The following is a 25,027-nucleotide window of genomic DNA, read 5'->3' as shown; positions in this document are numbered from 1 at the left end:
GGTAGTGCCCCGTGGGGTGGTGTAAGAGGCCGCGCGCGAAGCCCTTGGCGTAGCGCAGCGCGCGGCCGGGCTGGCGGCCATCGCGCTTCTTCGTAGTCTGAGGTTGTTCGAAGACCGACGACAACGAAGGAGAGCACGATGACCGAGAACATGATCGACCTTCCGGGCATGATCGCCAAGAGCGATGACGCGGATTTCTTGCGCGAGCTGATCCAGGATGCCGCGCAGCGGCTGATGGATATCGAGGTGGCCACCGTTTGCGGTGCGGGCCATGGCGAGCGCAGCCCGCACCGGGAGAACCAGCGGAACGGCTACCGGCCGCGGCAATGGGATACCCGGGCGGGGACCATCGGCCTGAACATCCCGAAGCTGCGCAAGGGCAGCTATTTTCCGACCTTCCTGGAGCCACGGCGGACGGCGGAGAAGGCGCTGATGGCAGTGATCCAGGAGGCCTACATCCATGGTGTTTCCACGCGCGCTGTCGATGACTTGGTGCGCGCCATGGGGCTGACGGGCACCTCCAAGAGCCAGGTCTCGCGGCTCTGCGAGGAGATCGACGAGCGGGTGCAGGCGTTCCTGAACCGGCCTCTCGAAGGCGATTGGCCCTTCCTCTGGCTCGACGCCACTTATGTGAAGCTGCGTGAGGGCGGGCGGATCGTCTCGATGGCGGTGATAGTGGCTGTGGCGGTCAATACAGACGGGCGGCGCGAGATCTTGGGGATTACCGTCATGCCCTCGGAAGCCGAGACGTTCTGGGCCGACTTCCTGCGGTCTCTTACTCGGCGCGGCCTGCGGGGCGTGCAGTTGGTGATCAGCGACGCACATGAGGGCCTGAAAGCTGCCGCACGCAAGGTGCTCAGTGCCGGCTGGCAGCGCTGCCGCGTGCATTTCCAGCGCAACCTCCTGGCCCGCGTGGGCAAGACCCACAAGCCGGTGGTCAGCGCGGTGGTAAAGACCGTTTTCGCCGAGAAGGACCGCGACCAGGCCCATGCCCGCTGGCGTGAGGTCGCCGACAGCCTGCGGGACCGGTTCCGCGATGTTGCCGAGCTGATGGATGAGGCGGAGCATGACGTGCTGGCTTACATGGCCTTCGACGAGAGCCTGCGCTCGAAGCTGCACAGCACAAACCCACTGGAACGCGTCAACAAGGAGATCAAGCGGCGGACCAATGTCGTCGGCATCTTTCCCAACCGCGAAGCCGTCATCCGGCTGGTCGGCGCGCTCATGCTGGAGCAAAACGATGAATGGGCCGTCTCCCGCCGCTACATGCCGGTGGAAAAGCTGACGGCCGTGTGCAACGATACCGGCGCGGCGACGATGATCGCCGCGCAGTGAACGAGCAGCACCAGCTATGAAGAAGCAGGTGGACGCCAGTTCCTACACCATCTCCCGGGACACTACCCACGTATCGCCGCCAAAGCGATGATTGATGCCGGACGCGGGGGCTGTATCGTCAATGTCGCCTCGATTCTGGGCACACGGGTGGCCAGCCATGTGTCCGCCTATGCCGCGTCCAAGGAAGGGCTGATTCAACTGACCCGGTCTCTGGCGCTTGAATGGGCGCGGCATGGCATCCGGGTGAATGCCATCTGCCCCGGTTATATCGAAACCGACCTGAACCGTGAGTTTTTTGCCACTGACGCGGGACAGGCATTGATCAAACGCGTCCCGCAGCGCCGGTTGGGGCATGATCCGTTGGCCGCCCCCCCGGACCGGGGGCCTACGATAAGGCGACCGGGAATCCCCGGCCGCAATTCTTAGAGTCACGATTTCAGAACGCGTTAAGCCCGGTCAGGTTGCGCCCGATGACCAGTTTTTGGATTTCGGTGGTGCCATCGGGAATCGGCATGACCTTTGCATTGCGGAAGTGCCGTTCAACGGGGAACTCTTTGGTGATGCCGTTGCCGCCGTGGATCTGCACCGCTTTGCCGGCGATTTCGACGGCCATTTCGGTTGCATACCATTTCGCCATCGAGGTCTGGGTGTCACAGCGCACGCCCAGGTCCAGAAGTTGCAGCCCGCGCTGGCACAACAGGCGCGCGGCATCCAGGTGCGTGGCCATGTCGGCCAAGTAGCCTTGAATCAACTGGTGCCCGCCGATCGGCTTACCATGTTGTTGGCGATCCTGCGCATATTTGACGGCACATTCCAACGCCGCCTGCGCTATGCCAATGCTCGTCAGGCCGACAAACACGCGAGCGCTCTCAAACAGTTTCAATGTCTGGAACAGGCCGCCGCCTGCATTACCCAGAACATGGTCAGCGCTGGTTTCGGCACGGTCGAAAAACAATTCGCAGGTCGATGCACCGATAAGCCCCAGCTTGCGCAATTCGCGGCTCTCGTAGTTGCCGGTATCGCGGTCGACGATGACCATGGAAATACCGTCGTCCAGATTGCAGACAACGATGGCGAAATCCGACTGGGCCCCATTGGAAATCCAGAGCTTCTGGCCAGTGACGAAAATCTTATCGCCCTCGCGGTCCGCACGTGTCTTGACCTCGCGTACGTTCGAACCGACCTCTGGTTCGGAAATACAGGTGGCACAGATCCGTTCGCTGCGCAGGAGCGGCTTCAGATAGGCCTCTTTCTGCGCCACATTTCCCAAGAGGTTGACCGCGAACACGGCATGACCCTGAATCAGCACCGCGATTGCCAGATCGGCCCATATCCGGGCCAGTTCCTCGTATAGGATGCCATAGGTCATGCGGTCGATTCCGGCACCGCCGTCCTCTTCGGGGATCAGGCCGCTGATCAGCCCGAATTCCTCGACCTTGGCGAACAGGGACTTCAGGGTTTTCGCATCGGGGGGGTGGCCGAGGTTCTCGTATTTCTCGGCCAGCGGCGCGAACTCTGCCTCGGCCATCTTGCGGAAGTTTTCCAGCAACATGCGTTGCTCATCTGTATAGATTGCCTGAGCGGCGGCGATCACGTTTTCCATGGTTCGTCTCCTTGTTTCAACGGCCCAGAATGGTGACGCAGGCGGCCGCTTCTTCTACCCCGTGCAACCCCCCGCCGTTTTCGGCGATGGCGTTCTTTGCCCCTTCGACCTGACGCGCGCCAGCTTCGCCGCGCAGTTGCGTGACCAGTTCGAAAACCTGCCCTATCCCTGTGGCACCGACCGGGTGGCCCTTGGATTCCAACCCGCCCGAGGGGTTCACCGGAATGCGTCCACCGATCTTTGTCTCGCCGCGCAGACTGGCGGGACCGCCCTCGCCGAATTCGACAAATCCGAGGTTCTCGATCTGGATCACTTCGCCCACGGCCGTGGCGTCATGCACTTCGGCCACCGATATATCCTCGGGGCCGATCCCGGCCTGTTCATAGGCCTCAAGCGCGGCAAGCCGGGTCAGGTGGTTCTTGTAATCTTCCGGCGGACGATCGGTGCCCGAGCGCAGGATCGCGGCCTTGACCTTGATCGCGCGCGCGGGATCTAGGCCCAGACGTTTTATCCCCTCGCCGGTGCATAAAACGGCCGCAGCGGCCCCGTCCGAGATCGGGGCGCACATCGGCAGGGTCAGCGGATAGGTGATCGGCGGCGCGGCCAATACCCGATCGACGCTCATGGCTTCTCGGTATTGCGCCAGTGGATTATGCACGGAATGCGCATGGTTCTTGGCGGCGACGGCGGCGAACTGTTCCTGAGTTGTGCCAAAGGTCTTCATGTGCAGCCGGGCGAAGCCTGCGTAGACATCCATGAACACGCTGTAGGGCTTGGGCGATTTCGATCCTTCGGGTTCCTCGACCCCTGCACCCAGATCGGCCAGCCGTTGCGCGACCTCTTCGCTGTTGCTGACGTCCCAGCCGCTGTCGAAGGCCGAAAACATCAACGCACGGTCGTCAGAATACATCTTTTCGGCGCCCACGGCGAGACAGCAGTCGCCATTGCCGGCCTTGAGGAAATCGACTGCCAGTTTGAACCCGGTCGAGGCGCTGGCGCAGGCGTTTTCGACATTCACCACCGGAATGCCCTGAATGCCCATTTCACGCAGCGCGATTTCGCCGCGGATCATGTGCTGGCCCTCCATGTGGCCCTGCACCGCGTTCGAGAAGAATGCGCCGTCGATACGATCTGCCGTCACTCGGGCATCGGAAAGCGCGGCGGCGACGGCCTCGCCGGTCATGTCCTTGATGGTTTTGTCCCGGAACTTTCCGAACGGCGTCATCCCGATGCCAACGATGTAAATGTCCTGCATCGTTTGTCCTCCTGACCTAGTATCCGCGAAACTGCGGTTTTCGTTTTTCATTGAACGCCGACAGACCCTCGTGCATGTCCCAGGATCGCATGTGCGCGCGCAGGTTCAGCATCTCTTCGGAAAGCGCGGCGGTTTCGTCCACGTCCAGCGACCGATTGGCAACCGTCTTCATGCGGCGTAAGACCGCCGGGCTTTTTTCTGCCAGCCTGTCGGTAAAGGCCTGCACCGCTTGTCGCAGGTCTTCGTCCGCGATGACCTTGTTCACCAGTCCCCAGTCCATCATGTCCCGTGCCGAAACGTTCTCGCCCGAGAACAGCAGGTATTTCGCGCGGTTCAGGCCAATCCTACGCGGCAGGATCGCCGCACCGCCGGCCCCGGGAAAGACGCCAAAGTTGGAATGTGCGTCGCCCAGTTGCGCGCTTTCGGCGGCAAAGACCAGATCGCAGGCCATCACCATTTCCAAACCGCCCGCCATCGCCAGCCCGTTCACTGCGGCGATCACCGGTTTCGGGCCATGTCGCATCAGCCCAAACGTGTGATCGACAAGATCCAGAAGATCCGGCTCGCCTGGTGCATGTTTGGCGCCAGCAACTTCTTTCAGATCGGCACCGGCGCAGAATGCCCGGCCAGAGCCGGTCAGGACAATTGTTCGCACCCCATCGTCGGCCAGCGCCGATTCCAGTGCTGCCGCCATCTCGCGCAGCATCTGCGTTGACATTGCGTTGAGCTGTTCGGTGCGCTGGAAGGTAATCCATTCAGTTTTTGCGACCCGCTCAACGAATAGCGTCTGCTTTGCTTCACTCATGCTAAGCTCCTGATAATTATACATATTATTGGTTTTTCGCCTTGTCTTTTGCGGCGATTTGCGCTGCACTCGGGCGGACCCGCACGTGGAAAACAAAAGAGCTGGAGATTGATATGAGCACTGCACCCCTGGCCGGCCTGAAAATTCTCAGCCTTGCCGAACAGTTTCCCGGTCCCTATGCCACAATGCTGTTGTCCGACATGGGAGCCGAGGTGATCATGATCGAACGACCGGGTGTCGGCGATCCGGCCCGGCAATTTCCGCCCTTGTTCCGGGCACTGAACCGAGGCAAGCGCAGCGTTGCGTTGGATCTGAAATCGGCCGAGGGGCTGGCACGGTTTCGCGAACTGGCCAAGGAATCGGATGTCATCGTCGAAGGGTTCCGCCCTGGCAAGCTTGCGGCCTTGGGTGCCGGTTTCGAGGACATGCGTAGTGTCAACTCGCGGCTGGTTTATGTATCGATTTCGGGTTACGGGCAGGACGGCCCCTATCGTGACAGGGCTGGCCATGACCTGAGCTATGAAGGGGTTGGCGGTTTGCTGGCCGATCAGGCCGATGCAAAGCAGCCCGGCCCTGTGCCGCCGATCCCCCTTGCGGATGTTGGCGCGGCGTTGTTCGCGGCGATCGCAATCCTGTCGGCGGTGGTGTCGAGCCAGCGCACAGGGCAGGGGCGTTACGTGGACGTGTCCATGTCGGATGCGGTGGTTTCGATGTTGACCGCATTCCTCGTTCCCGCCGCCAATGGAACACCGCTGGGCGAATTTATCGCCGAGCCGGGCTATGGCGTGTTCACCTGCAAAGACGGCAAGCTCTTGACCTTGTCCATCGCGCATGAGGACTGGTTCTGGAAACCGTTCTGCGATGTGATCAACAGGGCGGATCTTGCGCCGTTGACAGGCCGCGACCGTGTCGCCCGCAAGGCCGCGCTGCGCGAAGAAATCGCGGCGATTTTGGTCAACAAGACGCGCGCCGAATGGGGCGACCTTCTGGATAAGGCGGGGGTGCCATGGGGTCCGGTCAATTCCCTGGTCGAAACGTTGGACGACCCCCATGTGCGTGCGCGCCAGCTGCTGCGCAAGATTACGCATGACGGCGGCAAGGCCGAGACTTTTATTGTCCAGCCGTTGAAATTCGATGGTTTCGAAACCGCGATACCGGATCTGCCCCCCGAGCTCGGGGCAGATAATGACAGCGTTTTTTCGGACAGCTCCAACTAGAGGCGGCAGCCGTCCGATGGCGGCTCTAGCAGGCAAAAGAATACCCGCCATTCACCGGATAAGTTTGACCGGTGATCCAGCTGGCAGCATCCGAGCAGAGGAACAGGATCATTCCGGCGGGGTCTTCCGGCTCGCCCAGACGGCGGATCACGTATTGCGACAATGCCCGCTTCTCGGTCTCTGCATCCGGGATCAGGTCGGCGACAGCCGGAGTTCTTGTGCCCCCCAAGGCGACGCAATTCGCGGTGATCCCGAACCGACCACCGGCTTTTGCAATTGCCCGCATGAAGCCGGCCGCGCCGGCCTTGGCGCCGGAGTAGACCGCCAGATGCGGCTCGCCCACGCGGCCCGCGTCGGAGATGACTGTCACGATGCGCCCATAGCCGCCCTTGACCATCAGGGGCATTGCGTGACGGGTGCAGTTCAACACGCCGTCGAAATTGGTCGCCATCCAGCGCTTCCATTCCGATGGGTCTGAGTCCCAGAAGGGCACCAGATCATCGAGCCGCGAGGTCGGCCCCGCGTTCCCGGCGTTGTTGACCAGGATATCCACGCCGCCGAACGCGGATTGCGCCTCGGCGAAAGCTGCGCCGACCGCCTCGAAGTTCGAGACGTCAAAGGCGATTGGCAATGCCTTGGCGCCAGCTGCTTCAACTTCTGCGGCAACGCTTTCCGCCCGATCGGCGTGAAAATCATTGATCACAACAGCGCCTGCGCCATGTTCCGCCAGATAAAGCGCGACCTGCCGGCCCACGCCCTGTCCGGCGCCGGTCACCAGCGCGGTGCGGCCCTTGATATCCAGGATGGTGCTCATGAATTCCTTCTCCTCAGCCCAGCCATCTCTTCCGGCGGCGATAGTGTTTGATATCTCGATAGCTTTTGCGCTCGCCCGATGCGGTGACGCCGAGATAGAATTCCTTGATGTCCTCGTTGTCAGCGAGCTTGTCGGCAGGGCCGTCCATCACGATCCGGCCGTTCTCCATCACATAGGCATAGTCGGCGATCGATAGCGCCGCGGCGCTGTTTTGTTCGACCAGGAAGAAGGTCGTGCCTTCTGACTTGAGCTGCTTGAGCACTTCATAAACATCCCGGATCATCATCGGGGCCAATCCCAACGACGGTTCGTCGATCGCGATGATCTTGGGGCTGGCCATCATGGCCCGGCCGATCAGCAGCAGTTGTTGTTCGCCACCAGACATGAAGCCAGAGGTGCGGTTGCGCAGGTCCGCAAGCCGGGGCATCAAGGTGTAAACATGGTCCAAGCGCTTTTTCAGCTCGGCGGAGTTGGGCACCATGTGCCCGCCGACGATCAGGTTTTGCTCTGACGTCAGATGCCGCAAAACGCGCCGCCCTTCCATCACATGGATGAGACCGTTCTTCACGACTTCCGAGGCTTCCATGTTCTGAATGGGAGTTCCGTCCAGAACGATGGACCCCGCCGAAACGGTTCCATCCTCGGATTTGAGCGTTCCCGAGATGGCTTTAAGCGTCGTGCTTTTTCCTGCGCCATTGCCACCGAGCAGAGCAACACATTGTCCCGCACGGACTGTCATGGACACGCCTTTGAGCGCCAGGATGACGTCGGAATATGTCACCTCTACGTTGTTGAGTTCCAGCATGGTCATATTGCCCGGGGCTAAGGATCAGAACGGGCGCCGCGACTGCGGCGCCCGGATTAATTCACCATTTCTCAACTTGCGGAACGTCGACACCCGTTGCCGCGATGGTGATTTTCCCATCTTTGACGGTGCCCACATTCACTTTGAGGCCTTCCAATGGGAACGGTGCTTCTGGCGTAAAGGACAAGGTCGGCAGGAACCCATGGGTTTCTTCGGTGGTGATCGGTTTGGCAAAAAGCGCCTCACGTACCATCTCTCCGGTCAGGCCCTCGGCGCCGTTCGCCTCGATCGCGTGATCGATCACGGTCACGGTATAGAGACCCTGAGATACGCCCATTGCGGTCACGACGTTCCAAGGTGCTTCGAGTCCGTAATCGGCAACCAATGTCTCGTAGAATTGTCGCGCGGGAGTGTCCTCATCGGCCGCAATCGCCATGCCGTAGGCTTCAAAGTCCCCCTCCATTTGCTCAAGCCCGCCAAGCGCGCCACCCGAGGCTGGAAGCCCGTTATGCGAACTCATCATGATCGGGATGTTCGCCCCGTTGGCCTGCAGCCCACGTTTCGCGGCAACCACGATAGAGGTGTTCGTTTGGATTACCAGCGCCTCGGCCCCGGCTCGTACAACGCGGCGCATTTGCCCCGTCAGATCGGTGGGTTGAACTTCGGTATAGATGACCTCGACGAGGTCGATCTCCTCGGGGTGCTCTTCGGCATAGAGTTCAAGGCCCTTTGCCATGTCGACATAGGCAGGCGATGCTTCGGAGGCGAGGATCGCAACCTTGAGCGGTTCGTCTCCTCCGCGCTGTTCACGCATCCAGTTTAGAAAGCCGACACTTTCGTGCGAATAGGTCGGACGTGGGTTGAAAATCCAGGCATCCGGTTGCCAGGCAAAACCGTAGGCCGCTGTGGCCATGAACATCGGGATTTTGTCTTCCGGCAGGCGTTCGGAAAGGGCCGCGACGTCAGGCCCGCCGAGGCCGACAACCGCAATCGGGTCCAGTTCCGATTTGATCCCGGGCCAGAGACTTGCCACCTGTGCCGCGTCATAGCGGGTTTCGTAGTTTTTGTAGTTCAGCGTGACGCCAAGTTCCTTGCCGCGGGTTTCATTCCACCAGGTGAACACAGCTTCGCGTCCGCCTGCCAGGATGGGCATGATGTCAGCATAAGGGCCGGAAAAGTCCGACAGCAGGGCCAGATTATAGGTCTCTTCGGCCTGCGCCTTCAAAGGCATGGTCGCCGCGGCCGCCAAGGCAGCCGCTGCCAGTAAGCCGCGAAGACCTCGATTCGATTGGTAAGTCATATTCTTCCTCCCAGGTTTAGAGCCGCTCTATTTCTCAGTAAGGAAACGGCCAGATACGGTATGACGACTTCAGGATGTTCCAGCGGTGCATCAGCCCCTTGGGTTCGAGGATCATAAACAATGCGATCACGCCGCCAAGAACGACATTCATGCCAGCGAACACGATGTCACCGCCAAGGAATGATACCGAGTCGGCGATATTGGGGCCGACCGTCGCGATAATTTCCTGGATGATGCGGATAATGAAGACGCCGATCAGGGCCCCCACGATTGAACCCATCCCGCCGACGATGATCATCGCGACGAAGAAGATCGAGTGAAACAGGGTGAACTGGTCTACCCCCACGAAGCGGATCAGATAGGCCCAAAGCGCCCCGCCGACGCCCGCATAGAAAGCGCCGATCAGGAAGGCATTTGCCTTTGTGGCCGCGACATTGATCCCCATTATACCCGCGGCCACGTCATCATCCCTGACCGCCACGAAGGCACGGCCGAAGCGTGACCGAACGATCCCGAACGCGCCCGCCACCATGATCGCGGTCACGGCGAAATTCAGATAGAACTGCGAAGATTCGCTGACAAATCGCTGCCCGAAAAGCTCGGCCGGGGGCACGGTGATACCGTTCGATCCACCCAGCCAGGTTGACGGCAGGTTCAATACGGCAAAGTGGAAAAGGAACTGAGCTGCAATCGTGGTCAGTGCCAGATAGAACCCCTTGATCCGCGCCGCGGTCAAGCCAAAGAGAAAGCCGAACAGCGCAGCCGAGAGCCCGGCCAGAGGAATGGTCAGCAGAAACGTAAGGCCGGTCTTCGAGGCCAGTATCGAGGCCGTATAGGCGCCGACCCCCATGAACGCCGCCTGACCCAGGTTGATCTGGCCCGCATAGCCGGTGCAGATCTGAAGCCCGACGGCGATGACGGCGCTGATCATCATCATATTCAGGATAGCGATGATACGGCTGCTCACCAGGTAAGGCGCCAACAGCAGTAGAGCCATGAATACGACGAGGGCCAGAAACTGCCAGCGCGTTCGGATCAAACGTCTGTCACTGCGATAGCTTGTCGGGAATACGCCAGAAGGATCCATGGATTACACCCGTTCGATTGTGCGCCAGCCGAACAGGCCGGTCGGCCGGATCAGCAGAATGGCAAGCATTATGATATATGGAACGACACTGCCGAGCGAGCCACCGATCAACGGATCAAGGTAGTTGGTGGTCAAGCTCTGCGCGATGCCGATGATTATTCCTGCCAGGATAAGCCCGCCGATGGATTCCAGCCCGGCAAAGAGCGCCACCGGCAGGGCCGCGAACCCGATATCCGAGGCCAGGAAGGTCAGCGATTTGCCGCTGAGAAAGATCATCGCACCAATTGTGGACAGGATTGCCCCGAGAACCCAGGCAACGGCAATCGAGCCTTTCACCGAAATGCCCATCGAGGAAGCTACGACGTGGTCCTCCGCCACAGCGGTCATACGGAGGCCGGACCGGGTCCGGTTGAAGAACCACGACAGGCCGACGGCCGCGACAATGGTGATGATCCCACCTATCAGGAGGTTCATCGGGATCAACATATCGCCGAGGAACAAGGGTTTCAGCGGAAAAATGATCGGGAAGGGTCTTACCGCGGGACCGAACACAAGCAGCACCAAACCGCGCAGCAGGATCAAAAGGCCGACGGTGACCATGACCATCGAGAAAACCGATTCACCGATCAGCTTTGTCAGGAAAATCCGTTCGATTGCGTACCCGACCAGCCCGGCCAGAACCAGCGAAAGGGGTATCGACAACCAAAGGCTAAGCCCCGCTTGCATCGTTGTGAACCAGACGATGAACCCGCCGATGATCACAAGCTCGCCCTGCGCGAAGTTGAACACCTTGCTGGCGCGGTAAATCACAACAAAGCCCATGGCCACCAGCGAATACAGAAGGCCGATCAAAGCCCCGGTAATGATGTCATTGATGAAATAGACCATTGTCGCCGACCTCCTTTAAGATTTGGACTGCCGCTTGGCAGCCTTCGATGCGTTTTCAACATCCGACACGCGAACCGTGGTCTTGAGAACGCCTTGACGGCCGTCCTGATAGGTCACAGCGATTTCGAGATCTGTCTCGTCATCGCCAGCATAGATCGCCTCGACGAGCTTGGCATACCGTTCCTCCAGAAAGGCCCGGCGAAGCTTTCGGCTGCGGGTCAACTCGCCTTCATCCGGGTCGAGTTCCTTGGGAAAATTCGCAAAACGTGCCACGCGCGAGCCTTCGGGCAGGAGCGCATTGATGCGCGCCACTTCGCCTTTGATAAGGTCCAGAACTTCGGGTTTCTGCGAGAGATCGGTGTAGGTCGAAAAGCTGATCTTGTTCTCTTCCGCCCAACGCCCGAGAACTTCCATATCGATATTGATAAGCGCGCTGACGAAGCTCCGGGTTTCGTCGCCCAAGGTCATGAGATCCTTGATGAAGGGGCTATACCGCAACCGCGTTTCGATGAATTGCGGCGGATAGCTGTGCCCATTTGCCAGGCGGCGCATATCCTTGACACGGTCAAAGAACAAAAGCTCGCCGTCGTCGGTCATCGACACCGCGTCACCGGTCTTGTACCAACCGTCTTCGGTCAATTCCTCTGCGGTCTTTTCGGGCTTGCCGTGATAGCCACCGAAGCCCGATCCGCCACGCACCTGAAGCTCCCCTTCGTCCGAGACCCTGTATTCCAGCGGTTCGCCGTAGTTCGTGTTGCTTTGCATCCAGCTGCCGCTGGTTTCCAGCTGATAGCTTTCGCCGACATGCGCGGTCAGAAGGCCGATTTCGGTCGCGCCATACACGTTGCGCAGCTTAACCCCCATCGCGTGGAACATACGAAAGACGTCAGGTGCCATCAGGGCGCCGCCGCTCATTGCGTTTTTGGCCTTACCAAGGCCAAGATTGTCGCGCAGGTGATGCAGCACCAGAGCTTCGGCAAAGGGAAGCTGCAGGCGTGCGGCAAGGCTGGGGCTACGCCCCTCCAGCCGTTCCACATAAACGTCGTGGCCGACCTTCATACCCCAGTTGTACATCGCATTGCGGATTTTACCCGCCCCCAGCATCCGGGCCTGAACGATGGAGGCGAGATTTTCCCACTGGCGCGGGCTGAACACCAGTGCGTCGACCGCCAGTTCGCGAATGTTGGTCAGTACGTCTTCAGGGCCTTCGGGGAAGTTGACGACCATGGGCGCGATCAAACCGATCGACAGGCCGAAAATCTGTTCCGTGACCCAGGCCGGCGAAATGTAGGTCAGGTATTCGGTGCCCGGCGCGATTTCGATTGCCCCCATCACCCGCGAGCAATTGTCGAACAGGTAGCGATGGCTGATGACAACGCCCTTGGGTTTTCCCGTGGTACCCGAGGTATAGGACAGCAAGGCGGTATCGTCCGCCCGTCCACGTTTTACGTGTTCTTCAAATCTGGCGGGTTCCTTGGCGTGGATCTGACGCCCGGCCGCGCTCACACTTTCAAACGAATGCAACAGGGGATGATCATAGCCCCACAGACCGGAATCGTCCCAGTAAACGACCGCCAGGGCGCCCGAGTACTTGCCCGCAATCTCGATGCATTTATCGACCTGCTCCTGATCCTGTGCCAGAAAAATCCGCGTTTGCGAGTCTTCGGCCAGATACAGAATCTCTTCAGCGTTTTGATCCGGATAGACAGACAGGACTTTGCCGCCTAACGACTGGACGGCGTATTCAGCCCAGAAATGTTCGGGTTCGTTTTCGCCAATCATCATGACGGATTCGCCAGCCGACAAGCCCAGGTTCTCCAACCCGAGAGCCAGGGCGCGAACCCTGTCAAGAACATCGGCCCAGGTGAATTCACGCCAGATGCCCAGGCGCTTGTGCCGTTCGGCGAGGTTGGTCGGTGTGGATGTCGCTCGCGCGAGCAAAACCTGCGGCAGGGTTTCGCTATGTGTCACTGCTGGGTCCGAAAAGACCATTGCTGTCCGTTGTTTGACCATGCCGCTACCCCAGATATGCCTTTATGACAGCCGGGTCCTTCTGGATTTCTTCCGGGGTGCCTTCAGCGATGACCCGCCCGAAATCCAGCACCACGATCCGGTCGGCAAGGTCCATCACGACGCCCATGTCGTGCTCCACCAGAACTACCGGAATCTTGCGCGCCTCGCGCACATCGAGAATGAAGCGCGCCAGGTCTTCTTTTTCCTCCGAGTTCATGCCGGCCATCGGTTCATCCATCAGCAGGATCGACGGTTCCTGCGCCAATGCACGGCCCAGATCGACACGCTTGCGCAACCCATACCCCAACGTGCCCACGGGCCGGTTGCGGATTGCCTCGATCTCGAGAAAATCGATGATCTCCTCTGCGGCTTCACGATGTTCCGATTCCTCGCGCATCACGGGACCGAACTGGAAAAAAGCCTGGACTACATTCGATTTCATCAGCATGTGGCGGCCGATCATAATGTTTTCCACCACCGTCTGCCCGGCAAAAAGATGGGTGCCCTGAAACGTCCGCGCCAGACCGCGCCGGGCGATCTGGTCAACACGCAGGCCGGTCACGTCCTGCCCGGACAATTCGACACGGCCCTTCTGCGGACGGTAGAAGCCCGCAGTCACGTTTAGAAGTGATGTTTTTCCGGCTCCGTTCGGTCCGATAATTGCAAGCAATTCATCGTCGGCCACAGAAATGCTCACATCGTCGAGCGCGGTCACACCGCCAAATTTCAAAGTTGCACCACGCACCGCAAGCGGTGAGGATACGTGCCCGTTATTCGTGGTCATGTTGCGGCCCGTGCTTTTGCCCCACACCTCATGGAGGCGCGCATAGCCTGACCGCACGGTTTTTCGTTGGTTACGAGTTTTCCTCGCATTGTTCCTCCTCCCACCTCTAAATTCAGAGGTTTGCCTGGTTTATTTACCAAGTCTCTCCGCGAAGCCTAACAGATGTTAGAAAAATTGGTCAACAACTGAATTCGCTACCGAAGAAGACCGATCAGACGGCCGCGTACTCTGCGGAAAAGCTTCGAAGACCTTTTTGATCCTGACACCAGACTGTCCCGGAGGTGCCGGTCCCTTCATTGTGCAGTTGCAATTCGCAGGGCAGGGTGAGTGGCGCGAGGCCACGGAACGAAAACCGGTGGGGCGATGTTTTCAACGCACCCGCCGCCAGATTCAGAAGCAGCGTGGCCTGCAATGGGCCATGCACAACAAGTCCGGAATAGGCTTCGGTTTCGGTGGCGTAGACGTAATCATAGTGAATGCGATGGGCATTGAACGTCAGCGCCGAATAGCGAAACAGAAGAACAGGATCCGGTGTCAGCGTCGATCTAAGCGTGTTGGGGTCACCCGCGTCAGCTGCGCTCTCGCCCGTGCGGGGGGTGGAAATCTCACGATAAACGATCGTTTGCTGCTCCCGGATACAAAGCCGGTTGCCACTCAGATACTCATGTTCGACGGTCACAAAGACCAATGGTCCACTACGGCCCTGCTTGGCCACAATATTCCTGATCGAAGAGCGTCGGGTGATGGTTTCGCCGATTTTCAGCGGCGCGATATGCGTAACATCGCCGCCAGCCCACATGCGGGCGGGCAGCAGAACAGGGGGCAGAAATCCACCCCTCGCGGCGTGGCCGTCTTCTGACAGGGCGGCAGCTGGCACGGTATCAAGGGCAAGGCACCAATGAACCCCCAGCGGGACATCGCCGGCTTCGTCCCAAAGATGCGGACCGAGCGTGGCGCGGAATTTGTCGATCAGCCCCTGCGTCAGAACATCTTCCTTGGTCTCGGTGCGTCCCAGCCAGGGCGCCAGCGCGTCAAGGTCGATCTCACCCATGTTTCTGGCCTCAGAAGGATCGGGGCATGCCGAGGATATGTTCGCCGACATAGGAGAGGATCAGGTTGGTCGAGATCGGGGCGACCTGATAGAGGCGCGCCTCGCGAAACTTGCGCTCAACATCGTACTCCCGTGCGAAACCGAAGCCGCCGTGGGTCTGGATGCAGGCATTGGCCGCTTCCCAGCTGGCTTCCGAAGCCAGCAGCTTGGCCATGTTCGCCTGTGCACCACAATCCAGTCCGGCATCGAACCGCCTGCAGGCTTCAAAGCGCATCAGATTGGCGGCCTCGATGTTCACATAGGACCTGGCGATAGGGAATTGCACACCTTGGTTCTGGCCGATGGGACGGTCAAAGACCACGCGGTCGCCGGCATAGGCGCGGGCCTTGTCAACGAACCAGTATCCATCACCGATGCATTCCGCCGCAATCAGGGTCCGTTCGGCGTTCAGCCCGTCAAGAATATGGTAAAACCCGCGCCCCTCGGTGCCGATCAGGTTCTCGGCGGGGATTTCCAGGTTGTCGAAAAACACTTCATTGGTTTCGTGGCCGGGCATGTTGGCGATGGGGCGGACCTCCATCCCGTTGCCGATTGCCTCTTTCAGATCGACCATAAAGATCGACAGGCCCTGCGACTTTTTCTTGACCTCGCTCAGCGGCGTAGTGCGGGCCAGCAAGATCATCAGGTCAGAATGCTGGATACGGCTGATCCAGACCTTCTGGCCATTGATCTCATACCGGTCACCCTTCTTGACTGCGATGGTCTTCAGTTTGGTGGTGTCGGTCCCGGTTGTCGGTTCGGTCACGGCCATGGATTGCAGGCGCAACGCGCCGCTGGCAATACCGGGCAGGTATGTCTGCTTTTGCTCATCCGAACCATGCCGCAGCAGCGTGCCCATGTTATACATCTGCCCGTGGCAATGGCCCGCGTTTCCGCCGCAGCGGTTCACCTCCTCCATGATGATCGAGGCTTCGGTCAACCCCAGACCCGAGCCACCGTATTCCTCTGGGATCATCGCGGCAAGCCAGCCCTCGCGGGTCAGCGCATCGACGAATTCCTCGGGGTAGGTTTCGTCTTCGCCGAACTTGCGATGATACTCTGGCGGAAACTGCGCGCAAAGTGCGCGCAAGGCATCGCGCAGATCGGTGTGAGTGTCTGGGGCTGACGTCTGCATCGTTCAAGCCGCTCCCGGGCCGGAGGTTTCGAGGATTTCCTCTTCGGCGCGCTGCCACAATTCATAGGAGATCGGGTTTTCGCTCTCTTCGAGGATATGACCGACCAGGCCGATGGCGCGCGCCATGACGCCAAAGCCCCGCACGATCTTCCAGGGAAAGCCGAATTCACAGCAGATCGCTCCGATCGCACCAGTGGCGTTAATCGGCAGCATCTTACCCGATTTTTCTTCGGCAACGGCCTGAATTTTCTGGATCAACTCGATGTATTCACCGGACTTGCCGTTCTCGGCAGCGATCTGGAACAGGCGCGGGGTGCGCGGATCGACCGGTTTGTGCACCGGATGTCCGAGCCCCGGCACGATCATCTTGCGGGCGCGGAATTTTTCTACCGTCTCGACGGCCAGCGCATCCAGATCGACACCGGTGCCCAACTTGTCCTGTGGCAGTGCCTCGTAAAGCATTTTCGAGGCACCTTCCATAGAACCGACAAAGACGGTGCCCAGCCCACACAAGCCAGCCGCCACAGCCGCCTGAAGCGATTCCGGCGCCCCCATATAGGTCATCCGCGCCGCCAGGGCCGAGGGCGTGATACCATGTTCGACCAGGGTAATGACGATGGCGTTGAACACCCGGCTTTCCTCGGGTGTGGCCTTGCGGCCCGTCAGTTGCAGGAACGCCAGATCGCCGAGGTTCATGTGGCCCAGGATCTCGTTGGGCAGGTCGAGGCCACGCACGCTGATCTTGTCAGGGGTGCTCCAGGCAATGCTGGAGCTGATTTTTTCTTTGCGTTTTCCCATTAGACCGGATCCCATGAAAAGACATCCGCCGAAACTTCGAGCGGCGTGAACTGCGATTTGAGCGCGGGAATGGCGCGATCGGCGATTTCATCGGCGGTCCAGCCATCACCGGAATGAACCGACCGCACCGGGCGGGGCTGGTTGAACAGGAAGATCTCGTTCTTGCGAACCGCAAAGATCTGTCCTGACACGTCAGCCGCGCGGTCGCTCATCAGGAAACAGGCCATCGGTGCAACCTTGGCCGGTGTCATCTCCTTGATCTTTTCGACCCGTGCCACCTGTTCCGGGGTGTCTGTCTTGATCGACGAGATCATCCGGCTCCAGGCGAAGGGCGCGATGCAGTTTGACCGCACGTTCCAGCGCTTGAGATCAAGCGCAACAGATTTTGAGAAGGCCGCGATGCCCAGCTTCGCGGCAGAGTAGTTCGCCTGGGCAAAATTGCCGATCAGCCCCGAGGTCGAGGTCATGTGCACGAGCGCGCCGCTTTCCTGTTCGCGGAAATAGTCGGCGGCCGCGCGGCTGGTATTGAAGGCACCATAAAGATGGACCTTCACCACCGCGTCGAAATCCTCATAGGTCATCTTGTGGAAGTAACCGTCGCGCAGAATGCCGGCGTTGTTTACCACCGCGTCGATGCGACCGAATTCCTTGACCCCGGCTTCGATCATCGCGCGCGCGGCATCGGGATCGGTGACAGAGCCGCCATCGGCAATGGCATCGCCCCCAGCGGCCCTGATCTCTTCGACGACTTTCTGCGCCGCAGTTTCTGTCTGACCGGTGCCTTTCAGGGATGCGCCCAGATCATTGACCACCACGGCGGCGCCTTCGGTAGCTGCCATCAAGGCGATATCACGCCCGATCCCACCGCCGGCCCCGGTGACCAGAACGACCTTTCCGTCAAGTGCTTTTGTCATCTTCTTGCTCCCTCAGAGTGACTTGCGGTATTTGTCCAACCCGCCGGTGTGCATGACCCGGCCCATGAGCGGCACACCGATGATCTCTTCTGCTTTGACCGCCGCTGCGATCAGCTTGTCCAGATCAATGCCGGTTTCGATGCCGAGCTCGTGACACAGGAACACTGCATCCTCGGTGCAGACATTTCCTGCGGCGCGCGCGTGGCCGTGGCCCGCGAAAGGACAGCCGCCAAGACCGGCGACGGAGCTTTCGAACATGTCCACGCCCATCGACAGGGCCGCATAAACGTTGGCGATCCCCAGCCCACGTGTGTCATGGATGTGCATACCGATGCGCGCCTCGGGCGCCAATTCGCGCAGGGCGCCGATCATCCGTTTGACCGCCTCGGGGTTTCCCCAACCCATGGTGTCGGCGACCACGAGGATCGGCACGGGGATGTTCTCTTCTTCGCATAGCTGAAGGATAAAGCGGAAATCGTCCAAGATGCGTTCTTGGGGGATGGGGCCCTCGAGGTTGCAGCCGAAAGCGGTCATCACATAGGCCGCGTCGACGGTATATCCCTCTTCCTTGTAAAGACGGACCCAGTCACGTTGTTTTTCCCGCATCTCGGCCGAGGAACAATTGTTGTTCGATTGGGCGAATGCTTCGGAAGGATAGAACAGCAGACGCGGGTCGATATCGACCTCATGCGCGGTCAGGGCCTTGCGAAACCCTTTGTCGTTCAGCCACAGCGATGTGTAGTTCACGCCCGGTTTGCGCTTGATACGCTGGAACAACTCGCCGGTGTCCGCCATCTGAGGAACGTATTTCGGGCTGACAAAGCTGCCGACCTGAATGCGTTTCAAGCCGGTTTCGCTGAGCATGTCGATCAGTTCGATCCGCTCTTCGATCGGGTAAATCTTCTTTTCGATCTGAAAACCCTCACGCGGGCCTTCTTCACGAAATTCTACGAATTTGGGAAAGTCGCTCATTTCATCACTCCTCGGATGGCAGGATCTCGGCGATGACCTGGCCGCGATCGACCATGTCCCCATTCGAGACGGATATATTGCTGGCGATCCCGGCCGCGGCCGCCCGGATCGAGATTTCGAGTTTCATGGATTCCATGACCGCGACCACGTCGCCTTCGGCCACGCTCTGACCATCGGAGACCTTGATTTCGACAATCATGCCGGTCAGCGGAGAGGTCACGGCGCGATCCGCCGCGGCATCGCCGCCGGCAAAGGCAAGGGGCGCGGCGGGCCGAAAGACCAGGCGGCCTTCGGGCGTATCCAGTTCGATCACGCCCGCGTGCAGGCGCGCGTCGATCAGATGGACGGTGTCGCCTTCGCCGACACGCCAACGGCCCGGGGTCAGTTCACGTGCCGACAGTATCAGCGCCTCGCCTTTCTCCGAATGGATGGTGTACTTGGCACCCGGTTTGACTGGACTGACGCGCAGTTCTTCGGATACCTCGTCAGAATCGGTAAGCGTCACGCGCTGCCCCGCTTCAATCGCATCGCCGCCCAGTCCAAGCCGCCAGCCGGTAAAGGCATCACGGTTGGTCCAGGGATTGGCGTCTGTGTCGCTGCGCGACTGGGTCACGAAGAGAATGGCAGCGGTCGCCTTCCACAGATCTGGGCGGGTCAGGCCGGGTGCCTGTGTCAGCTCATCCAGCCTGCCGTCGATCCAGCGGGTATGCACCTGCATCCGTTCGAATTCATGGTTTCGCGCCAGCGCCGTTAGAAAGGCGCGATTGGTCTCGACACCTTCGACCGCGACATGATCAAGCGCCGTGGCCAGACGTGCCAATGCGGTTTCCCGGTCGGGCGCGTGCACGATCAGCTTGGCGATCATCGGGTCGTAGTAGGGCGTGACGGCATCGCCTTCTTCGACGCCGCTGTCGATGCGCAGGCCCGATGGCAGGCTGAGCGTGGAGAGCGTGCCCGTCGACGGGGCGAATTGCATCGCCGGATCTTCGGCGTAAAGCCGCGCCTCGACCGCGTGGCCGTTGATCGTCAGATCGTCCTGCACCAGTCCAAGGCCCGCGCCTTCGGCAATCCGCAGGTGAAGCGCGACAAGGTCCAGCCCGGTGATCGCTTCGGTGACGGGATGTTCCACCTGAATGCGCGGGTTCACCTCAAGGAAGAAATACTCGCCACCCGCGACCAGAAATTCGACCGTGCCCAGCCCGCGATAGTCCAGCGTTTCGCCCAAGCGCACCGCGTCGCGTGCGATGTCGTCCAGAAGCGTTCGGGGCAGACCCCAGGCCGGGGCTTCCTCGATGACCTTCTGGTGGCGGCGCTGAAGCGTGCAATCGCGTTCGAACAGATGCACCACATGGCCCTTGCCGTCACCTGCGATCTGCACTTCAACATGGCGCGCCTCGGGCAGGAAACGCTCCAACAGCAGCCCTTCGGAGCCGAAGGTGGATTTTGCTTCGCGCAGCGCGCCTTCGATGTCCTCGACCAGCGTGGTCTCGTCAGTGACGAGCCGTTGTCCGCGCCCACCACCGCCGCCGACCGCCTTGAGCAGCACCGGCAGGCCCATTTGGCGCACCTCCTCGGCAATCTGCTCGGGATCGGACCGCGCACCTTCGGCGCCCGAAATCACCGGGACGCTGGCCGCCACGGCGGCCTCTTTGGCGCTGGCCTTGTCGCCGAAACGTTCAAGCGTTTCCGGCGTCGGCCCCATGAAGATCATGCCGGCGGCTTCGACCGAACGAGCAAAATCGGGGTTTTCGGCCAGAAAGCCATAACCGGGATGGATCGCATCCGCGCCCACTGATTGCGCAGCGGCAATCACCGCGTCGATTTTCAGATAGCTCTCGGATGCAGGCCCGGCACCGATACAGACAGATTTGCCGATCTCGCGGACATGCAGGGCATTGGCATCGGCCTGCGAATGCACGCCGACAGGGGTGATACCGCTGGCCCGCGCGGTGCGCGCGATCCGGCAGGCAATTTCGCCGCGGTTGGCGATCAGAAGCGTTTTGATTTTCACGGTTCGCTCCTCACATCCTGAACACGCCGAAGTTGGTATCGACCTTGGGTCTGCGCGATGTCACATCCAGCATCAGCGCCATGACGTCACGGGTCTCACAGGGCTCGATCACGCTGTCGATCCAAAGGTTGGAAGCAAAATTATAGGCTCCCTGAAAATCTTCGTATTCCTTGCGGATCGGTGCCTTGAAGGCTTCCTCCTCCTCGGGGGTCCAGCTTTTGCCTTCGCGTTCGTTGATCTGCGCGCGGACCTGAGCCAGCACGCTGGCGGCCTGTTCCGGCCCCATGATTGCCGACCGTCCCGTCGGCCAGGCGAACATTGCGTCCGGCTGGAACGGGCGGCCCAGCATCGCCAGGTATCCGGCCCCGTAAGAGCCACCGGTGATGATTGTGAATTTCGGCACCCGGGCCGAAGACATGGCCGTGATCATCTTGGCGCCAGCCTTGGCAATGCCCATCTGCTCGACCTCGCGGCCCACCATGAAGCCGTTCACATCGGCCAGGAACAGCAGCGGAATATCACGCTGGACGCAGAGATTGATGAAATGCGTCGCCTTCAGCGCGGCTTCGACGAAAAGCACGCCTGTATTGGCGATGATCCCGACCTCGTGGCCGTGGATGCGCCCCCAGCCGGTCATGATCGTGTCGCCATAAAGCGGCTTGAATTCGTGAAAATCGCTCTCATCGACCAACCGAGCCACGATTTCGCGGTTGTCGGTCGGCACCTTGGGGTCGCGGCTGATGAGCCCATAAATCTCTTCGACCGGGTAGGCGGGCGCACGGGGCGTTTCGGGCGTCTTGCGGGGTTGGGGTTTTTCGCCAAGATGGCTGACAATTTCGCGCGTGATGGCCAGAGCGTGGGCGTCATCTTCGGCCAAATGGTCGGTCACACCGGAAACGGACGAATGCATCTTGCCGCCACCCAGTTCTTCGGCTTCGACCTTTTCGCCGGTTGCGGCAAAGGTCAATTCCGGTCCGCCCAGATACATAAAGCCCTGACCGCGCACGATCACCACTTCGTCACAGAGCGCGGGGATATAGGCACCACCCGCGGTGCAGGGCCCCATGACCACGGCGATTTGCGGCACACCATCGCCAGACATGCCGATCTGTTGGTGAAAGATGGAGCCGAACTGGCCTTCGTCGGGGAAAAGGTTGGCCTGGTCGGGCAGGAAGGCACCGCCGGAGTCCACGAGGGTGATGACGGGCAGGCGGTTTTTCCAGGCAATTTTCTGTGCCCGGACGTGTTTGCGGCAGGTGATCCCGAAATAGGTGCCGCCCTTTACGGTGGCATCATTGGCGATGATCATGCACTGACGGCCTTCGATCACGCCAATACCGGTAATGATGCCGGCGCCGGGTGGAACTCCCTTGTGCATATTCAGTCCGGCCAACTCGCCGAGTTCCAGAAATGGTGTGCCCGGGTCGATCAGCCGTTCGATCCGTTCGCGCGGCAGGATTTTGCCTTTGTCCACATGACGTTTGCGCGCCATTTCGGGGCCGCCGACGCGCTGTAAGAGCCGGAGGGCATGTAGTTCATCGACCTTTTCGCGGTAAGACACGTCGTTGGCGCGGAAGTCGTCCGACCCGCTGTCGAGAAGGGATTTCATTCTAGTCATGGCAGGTCTGGATATTTCCTGAGAACGAAGGCGACCTTAGCGGCGCCAGGTTTTTCGAAAGTGTCGGCCGCAACCAGGTGAACGTCGGCCTTGAAGACCAAGGAGTCGCGAAGCCGCTGCTCAATTTTCTTTTTGAGGGTGACGTCATCGGCCGGATCGCGATCGGGGCCCCGTTCGACAATCACCGTCAGCGCGCCCTGCGTGGTATGGCCCTCGAAATCGGCCACGATGCGCATGACGCCGTTGGTGTCCGGCACCATTTCGGTAACGATGCTGTTGATCGCCGACGGGAAGACATTGGCCCCGCGCACGATCAGCATGTCGTCGGTGCGGCCGGTGCAGCGGATCTTCGGTCCGGTGCGGCCGCAGGAGCATTCGGTATCGATCACTTCGATATAATCGCCTGACCGGAACCGCACGAGCGGGCTCGCCTGGCGGCCGAGCGCGGTATAGACCATCTCGCCTTCTGCGCCTTTTTTCCAGGGAATGATCCTGCCGCTCTCCGGGTCGAGCAGCTCGGTCAGGACATAATCCATGTTGACCATGTGCATACCCGACTGGGCGTCGCACTCGGCCCAGTATGTCACGCCCAGATCGGTGCCGCCCAGCATCTCGGTGCATTTCGCACCCCAGGCCTTTTCGATCTTTGCCCGAATTGCGGGAATGCCGCCGCCGGGTTCGCCGCCGACGATCACGCGCTCGATACCCAGTTCGCTGGCCTTGCAGCCAAGTACCTCGGGAGCCTTTTCGGCCAGGTGCAGCACAAAGTTCGGGGCGCCGACCACGCAACGCGTGCGGGTGTCGGCGCAGGCGCGCAGCAGCCGTTCCGCACCGCCATCGGCGCCCACCGGGACATCGATCGTGCCCATGTACTGCAATCCCTGCATCACGGGGATGCCGCCGACAAAGCCCTTGGCGAGCGAAAACGCGTGCAGCACCATGTCGCCCGGCCGCACGCCATTGGCAAAGAAACAGCGTGCCGTCATCTCGTGCCACATTTCGGCGTCGGATTCGGTCAGGGCCACATATGAGGGGCTGCCGGTCGTGCCCGACGATGCCTGCATTTGGATGATCTCGTACATGGGCGCGGCGCGGTGTTTGCCGAACGGCGGATCGGCGGCCAGGCTTTCGCGGATCTCGGTCTTGTAGGTATAGGGCAGTTTCTGCAGGTCTTCGATGGTGCGGATATCGTCGAATTCCACACCGGCTTTCGCGAACTTCTCCTGATAGAAAGTCGAGTTTGCCTTGAGATAGGCCATCTGATCGCGCAGTCGCTCTTCCTGAATACGGCGCACCTCGTCGAGCGGCGTGCCCTCGATCGCGTGCCAGAAGCGATCATTTACCTTGTCGGCGGCATCTTCCCGCCGGAAGCGCATTCCAAATTGCATGTCGTTCTCCGTTCCTAGCCGTGGCGATCAATAGGATCGTGGCAGGCCCATGACCTTTTCGCCGATAAAGCTCAGGCACAGTTCGCGGTTCACCGGCGCTGTGCGCAGCAGGCGGACCAGCGGGTACATTTCGTAAAGTCCCGTATCTTCGGTAAAGCCCGATCCACCATGCGCCTGAAGCGCCGCGTCGACCGCTTCGATCCCGGCTTCGGCGGCGGCATATTTCGCCATGTTCGACGACGCACCGGCAGGCAGCTTGTTGTCGAACTCCCATGCCGCGCGCCGGGTCATCAGACTGGCCATTTCGACTGCCGTATGCGCCTTGGCCATCGGATGCTGCACGCCCTGGTGCGCACCGATGGGTTGGCCGAACACATTGCGCTCGGAGGCATAGGCCACGCCCTTGTTCAGGGCGAACCGGCCGATGCCGCAGCACAAGGCGGCCAGGATAATACGCTCGGGGTTGAGGCTGTCGAACAGGATCGAGAACCCTTCGTCCACCTCGCCGACCACATCCTCGGGGCCGAGATCCACATCGTCGAAGAACAGTGTCCACTGCTCCTCGGGCAGGGGGATCGAGATCTTCACCCGCTGCTTGTGGACGCCTTTTTTCTTCAGATCCACGGCGAACAGGGTAAAGCCGTCGGTCTTGCGGCTGACCTCGGTATGCGGTTTGGTCCGCGCCACCACGAGGCAGTAGTCGGCCACTTCGGCCCCGGTGATGAAGGTCTTTTCGCCCGACAGGCTGAACCGGTTGCCTCGACGCTTGGCCAGCGTAGTGGCCTTCATCGTGTTCGACCCGGCCCCCGGTTCGGTGATCGCGAAACAGAACTGGATATCACCGCGGCAGGCGGCCGGCAGCAGTTCTTTCTTGTGGAACTCGCTCCCGTGGCTGGCGATATGGGCCAGCGACATGGTCGGCCCGACCACCATCATCAAAAGCGGAATGCCGTGATTGGCGGTGCCCTCCATGAACAGGGCCATTTCAGTCATACCAAGGCCCGCGCCGCCGAATTCCTCGGGCACCATGATGCCCAGGAAACCGTCATCGGCAATCTGCTTGAACATCTCGTGCGGGAACTCATGCCTGCGCGCGTGGTCCAGCCAATACGCATTGTCGTATTTCTGCGCCAGCTGGCCGCCATACTCGTAAATCTGGCGTTGTTCGTCGTTCAAAATGAAATCCATGTTTCGT

22 protein-coding genes are annotated in these 25,027 nt (G+C 60.2%); 3 read left to right on the top strand and 19 right to left on the bottom strand.

Features of this window, described 5'->3' with window-relative positions; all coding sequences use genetic code 11:
• Positions 1-138 precede the first annotated feature (138 nt).
• Both JQ863_RS12935 and JQ863_RS12930 read left to right on the top strand, forming a co-directional pair.
• Positions 139-1,335, top strand: coding sequence for an IS256 family transposase (locus JQ863_RS12935; protein ID WP_142495134.1), 1,197 nt, complete (start codon positions 139-141; stop codon positions 1,333-1,335).
• A 72-nt stretch (positions 1,336-1,407) separates the two neighbouring features.
• Positions 1,408-1,761 (top strand): SDR family NAD(P)-dependent oxidoreductase, encoded by a 354-nt coding sequence (locus tag JQ863_RS12930; protein WP_268987217.1) that lies wholly within the window; start codon positions 1,408-1,410, stop codon positions 1,759-1,761.
• A 10-nt stretch (positions 1,762-1,771) separates the two neighbouring features.
• On the opposite strand, the gene JQ863_RS12925 is transcribed toward JQ863_RS12930, so the two are convergent.
• The 3 genes from JQ863_RS12925 to JQ863_RS12915 are packed head-to-tail and all read right to left on the bottom strand — an operon-like array spanning position 1,772 to position 4,998.
• On the bottom strand, positions 1,772-2,938 hold the full coding sequence (locus JQ863_RS12925; protein WP_142494837.1) for an acyl-CoA dehydrogenase family protein: 1,167 nt from the start codon (positions 2,936-2,938) through the stop codon (positions 1,772-1,774).
• Positions 2,939-2,954: 16 nt separating this feature from the next.
• Entirely contained in the window at positions 2,955-4,193 is a 1,239-nt protein-coding gene (locus JQ863_RS12920) for a thiolase family protein (RefSeq protein WP_027264384.1), read from the bottom strand.
• Between the two features lie 16 nt (positions 4,194-4,209).
• Positions 4,210-4,998: an enoyl-CoA hydratase/isomerase family protein gene (locus tag JQ863_RS12915; RefSeq protein ID WP_028288592.1), complete on the bottom strand. Its 789-nt coding sequence runs from the start codon at positions 4,996-4,998 to the stop codon at positions 4,210-4,212.
• A gap of 113 nt (positions 4,999-5,111) precedes the next feature.
• Here JQ863_RS12915 and JQ863_RS12910 point away from each other — a divergent pair, with 113 nt between their 5' ends.
• The gene (locus tag JQ863_RS12910) at positions 5,112-6,215 is read left to right on the top strand and encodes a CaiB/BaiF CoA transferase family protein (protein WP_036540260.1); all 1,104 of its coding nucleotides are present in this window, start codon (positions 5,112-5,114) and stop codon (positions 6,213-6,215) included.
• A gap of 25 nt (positions 6,216-6,240) precedes the next feature.
• Here the strand turns inward: JQ863_RS12910 and JQ863_RS12905 are convergent, their stop codons facing one another.
• The 16 genes from JQ863_RS12905 to JQ863_RS12830 all read right to left on the bottom strand — a co-directional run bounded on the left by JQ863_RS12905 (position 6,241) and on the right by JQ863_RS12830 (position 25,020).
• Positions 6,241-7,029 carry an SDR family NAD(P)-dependent oxidoreductase gene (locus JQ863_RS12905; protein WP_028288590.1) on the bottom strand — a complete coding sequence of 263 codons (789 nt, stop codon included), beginning with the start codon at positions 7,027-7,029 and terminating at the stop codon, positions 6,241-6,243.
• A 13-nt stretch (positions 7,030-7,042) separates the two neighbouring features.
• Complete coding sequence (locus tag JQ863_RS12900) at positions 7,043-7,834, bottom strand: ABC transporter ATP-binding protein (protein ID WP_028288589.1); 792 nt, start codon at positions 7,832-7,834, stop codon at positions 7,043-7,045.
• Between the two features lie 61 nt (positions 7,835-7,895).
• Positions 7,896-9,065 (bottom strand): ABC transporter substrate-binding protein, encoded by a 1,170-nt coding sequence (locus JQ863_RS12895; protein WP_232237124.1) that lies wholly within the window; start codon positions 9,063-9,065, stop codon positions 7,896-7,898.
• A 103-nt stretch (positions 9,066-9,168) separates the two neighbouring features.
• Positions 9,169-10,131, bottom strand: coding sequence for a branched-chain amino acid ABC transporter permease (locus JQ863_RS12890; protein ID WP_202076295.1), 963 nt, complete (start codon positions 10,129-10,131; stop codon positions 9,169-9,171).
• 93 nt (positions 10,132-10,224) lie between these two features.
• Positions 10,225-11,109 carry a branched-chain amino acid ABC transporter permease gene (locus JQ863_RS12885; protein ID WP_028288586.1) on the bottom strand — a complete coding sequence of 295 codons (885 nt, stop codon included), beginning with the start codon at positions 11,107-11,109 and terminating at the stop codon, positions 10,225-10,227.
• Positions 11,110-11,124: 15 nt separating this feature from the next.
• Entirely contained in the window at positions 11,125-13,080 is a 1,956-nt protein-coding gene (locus JQ863_RS12880) for an AMP-binding protein (protein ID WP_233145719.1), read from the bottom strand.
• 46 nt (positions 13,081-13,126) lie between these two features.
• On the bottom strand, positions 13,127-13,906 hold the full coding sequence (locus tag JQ863_RS12875; protein WP_028288584.1) for an ABC transporter ATP-binding protein: 780 nt from the start codon (positions 13,904-13,906) through the stop codon (positions 13,127-13,129).
• Positions 13,907-14,117: 211 nt separating this feature from the next.
• Entirely contained in the window at positions 14,118-14,957 is an 840-nt protein-coding gene (locus tag JQ863_RS12870; RefSeq protein ID WP_028288583.1) for an HTD2 family dehydratase, read from the bottom strand.
• A 10-nt stretch (positions 14,958-14,967) separates the two neighbouring features.
• Complete coding sequence (locus JQ863_RS12865; RefSeq protein ID WP_028288582.1) at positions 14,968-16,131, bottom strand: acyl-CoA dehydrogenase family protein; 1,164 nt, start codon at positions 16,129-16,131, stop codon at positions 14,968-14,970.
• A gap of 3 nt (positions 16,132-16,134) precedes the next feature.
• Positions 16,135-16,929 (bottom strand): citryl-CoA lyase, encoded by a 795-nt coding sequence (locus JQ863_RS12860; RefSeq protein WP_100160969.1) that lies wholly within the window; start codon positions 16,927-16,929, stop codon positions 16,135-16,137.
• Complete coding sequence (locus JQ863_RS12855; protein ID WP_028288580.1) at positions 16,929-17,843, bottom strand: SDR family NAD(P)-dependent oxidoreductase; 915 nt, start codon at positions 17,841-17,843, stop codon at positions 16,929-16,931. The genes JQ863_RS12860 and JQ863_RS12855 overlap by 1 nt, the downstream gene beginning before the upstream one ends.
• 12 nt (positions 17,844-17,855) lie before the next feature.
• Positions 17,856-18,815, bottom strand: coding sequence for a hydroxymethylglutaryl-CoA lyase (locus tag JQ863_RS12850; RefSeq protein ID WP_028288579.1), 960 nt, complete (start codon positions 18,813-18,815; stop codon positions 17,856-17,858).
• A gap of 4 nt (positions 18,816-18,819) precedes the next feature.
• Positions 18,820-20,826, bottom strand: coding sequence for an acetyl/propionyl/methylcrotonyl-CoA carboxylase subunit alpha (locus JQ863_RS12845; protein WP_142494836.1), 2,007 nt, complete (start codon positions 20,824-20,826; stop codon positions 18,820-18,822).
• Positions 20,827-20,836: 10 nt separating this feature from the next.
• On the bottom strand, positions 20,837-22,444 hold the full coding sequence (locus tag JQ863_RS12840; protein WP_028288577.1) for an acyl-CoA carboxylase subunit beta: 1,608 nt from the start codon (positions 22,442-22,444) through the stop codon (positions 20,837-20,839).
• Positions 22,441-23,832, bottom strand: a complete 1,392-nt coding sequence (locus JQ863_RS12835; RefSeq protein WP_028288576.1) for a phenylacetate--CoA ligase family protein — start codon at positions 23,830-23,832, stop codon at positions 22,441-22,443. The genes JQ863_RS12840 and JQ863_RS12835 overlap by 4 nt, the downstream gene beginning before the upstream one ends.
• Before the next feature lie 27 nt (positions 23,833-23,859).
• On the bottom strand, positions 23,860-25,020 hold the full coding sequence (locus JQ863_RS12830; protein WP_028288575.1) for an acyl-CoA dehydrogenase family protein: 1,161 nt from the start codon (positions 25,018-25,020) through the stop codon (positions 23,860-23,862).
• Positions 25,021-25,027 lie beyond the last annotated feature (7 nt).

It is taken from the genome of Shimia biformata, from assembly GCF_016888515.1.
Classification (GTDB): Bacteria; Pseudomonadota; Alphaproteobacteria; order Rhodobacterales; family Rhodobacteraceae; genus Shimia_A; species Shimia_A biformata.
Note: the sequence above shows the minus strand (reverse complement) of the source record. Positions and strands in the feature narration are given on the sequence as shown.

Bases quoted from the DNA above. Each gene is read 5' to 3' on its own strand.
- JQ863_RS12860 (WP_100160969.1), bottom strand. From the start codon at position 16,929: ATGGGAAAACGCAAAGAAAAAATCAGCTCCAGCATTGCCTGGAGCACC.
- JQ863_RS12850 (WP_028288579.1), bottom strand. From the start codon at position 18,815: ATGAGCGACTTTCCCAAATTCGTAGAATTTCGTGAAGAAGGCCCGCGT.
- JQ863_RS12905 (WP_028288590.1), bottom strand. From the start codon at position 7,029: ATGAGCACCATCCTGGATATCAAGGGCCGCACCGCGCTGGTGACCGGC.
- JQ863_RS12890 (WP_202076295.1), bottom strand. From the start codon at position 10,131: ATGGCTCTACTGCTGTTGGCGCCTTACCTGGTGAGCAGCCGTATCATC.
- JQ863_RS12925 (WP_142494837.1), bottom strand. From the start codon at position 2,938: ATGGAAAACGTGATCGCCGCCGCTCAGGCAATCTATACAGATGAGCAA.
- JQ863_RS12840 (WP_028288577.1), bottom strand. From the start codon at position 22,444: ATGACTAGAATGAAATCCCTTCTCGACAGCGGGTCGGACGACTTCCGC.
- JQ863_RS12870 (WP_028288583.1), bottom strand. From the start codon at position 14,957: ATGGGTGAGATCGACCTTGACGCGCTGGCGCCCTGGCTGGGACGCACC.
- JQ863_RS12900 (WP_028288589.1), bottom strand. From the start codon at position 7,834: ATGCTGGAACTCAACAACGTAGAGGTGACATATTCCGACGTCATCCTG.
- JQ863_RS12875 (WP_028288584.1), bottom strand. From the start codon at position 13,906: ATGACCACGAATAACGGGCACGTATCCTCACCGCTTGCGGTGCGTGGT.
- JQ863_RS12885 (WP_028288586.1), bottom strand. From the start codon at position 11,109: ATGGTCTATTTCATCAATGACATCATTACCGGGGCTTTGATCGGCCTT.
- JQ863_RS12915 (WP_028288592.1), bottom strand. From the start codon at position 4,998: ATGAGTGAAGCAAAGCAGACGCTATTCGTTGAGCGGGTCGCAAAAACT.
- JQ863_RS12835 (WP_028288576.1), bottom strand. From the start codon at position 23,832: ATGCAATTTGGAATGCGCTTCCGGCGGGAAGATGCCGCCGACAAGGTA.
- JQ863_RS12935 (WP_142495134.1), top strand. From the start codon at position 139: ATGACCGAGAACATGATCGACCTTCCGGGCATGATCGCCAAGAGCGAT.
- JQ863_RS12830 (WP_028288575.1), bottom strand. From the start codon at position 25,020: ATGGATTTCATTTTGAACGACGAACAACGCCAGATTTACGAGTATGGC.
- JQ863_RS12920 (WP_027264384.1), bottom strand. From the start codon at position 4,193: ATGCAGGACATTTACATCGTTGGCATCGGGATGACGCCGTTCGGAAAG.
- JQ863_RS12865 (WP_028288582.1), bottom strand. From the start codon at position 16,131: ATGCAGACGTCAGCCCCAGACACTCACACCGATCTGCGCGATGCCTTG.
- JQ863_RS12895 (WP_232237124.1), bottom strand. From the start codon at position 9,065: ATGCCTTTGAAGGCGCAGGCCGAAGAGACCTATAATCTGGCCCTGCTG.
- JQ863_RS12910 (WP_036540260.1), top strand. From the start codon at position 5,112: ATGAGCACTGCACCCCTGGCCGGCCTGAAAATTCTCAGCCTTGCCGAA.
- JQ863_RS12855 (WP_028288580.1), bottom strand. From the start codon at position 17,843: ATGACAAAAGCACTTGACGGAAAGGTCGTTCTGGTCACCGGGGCCGGC.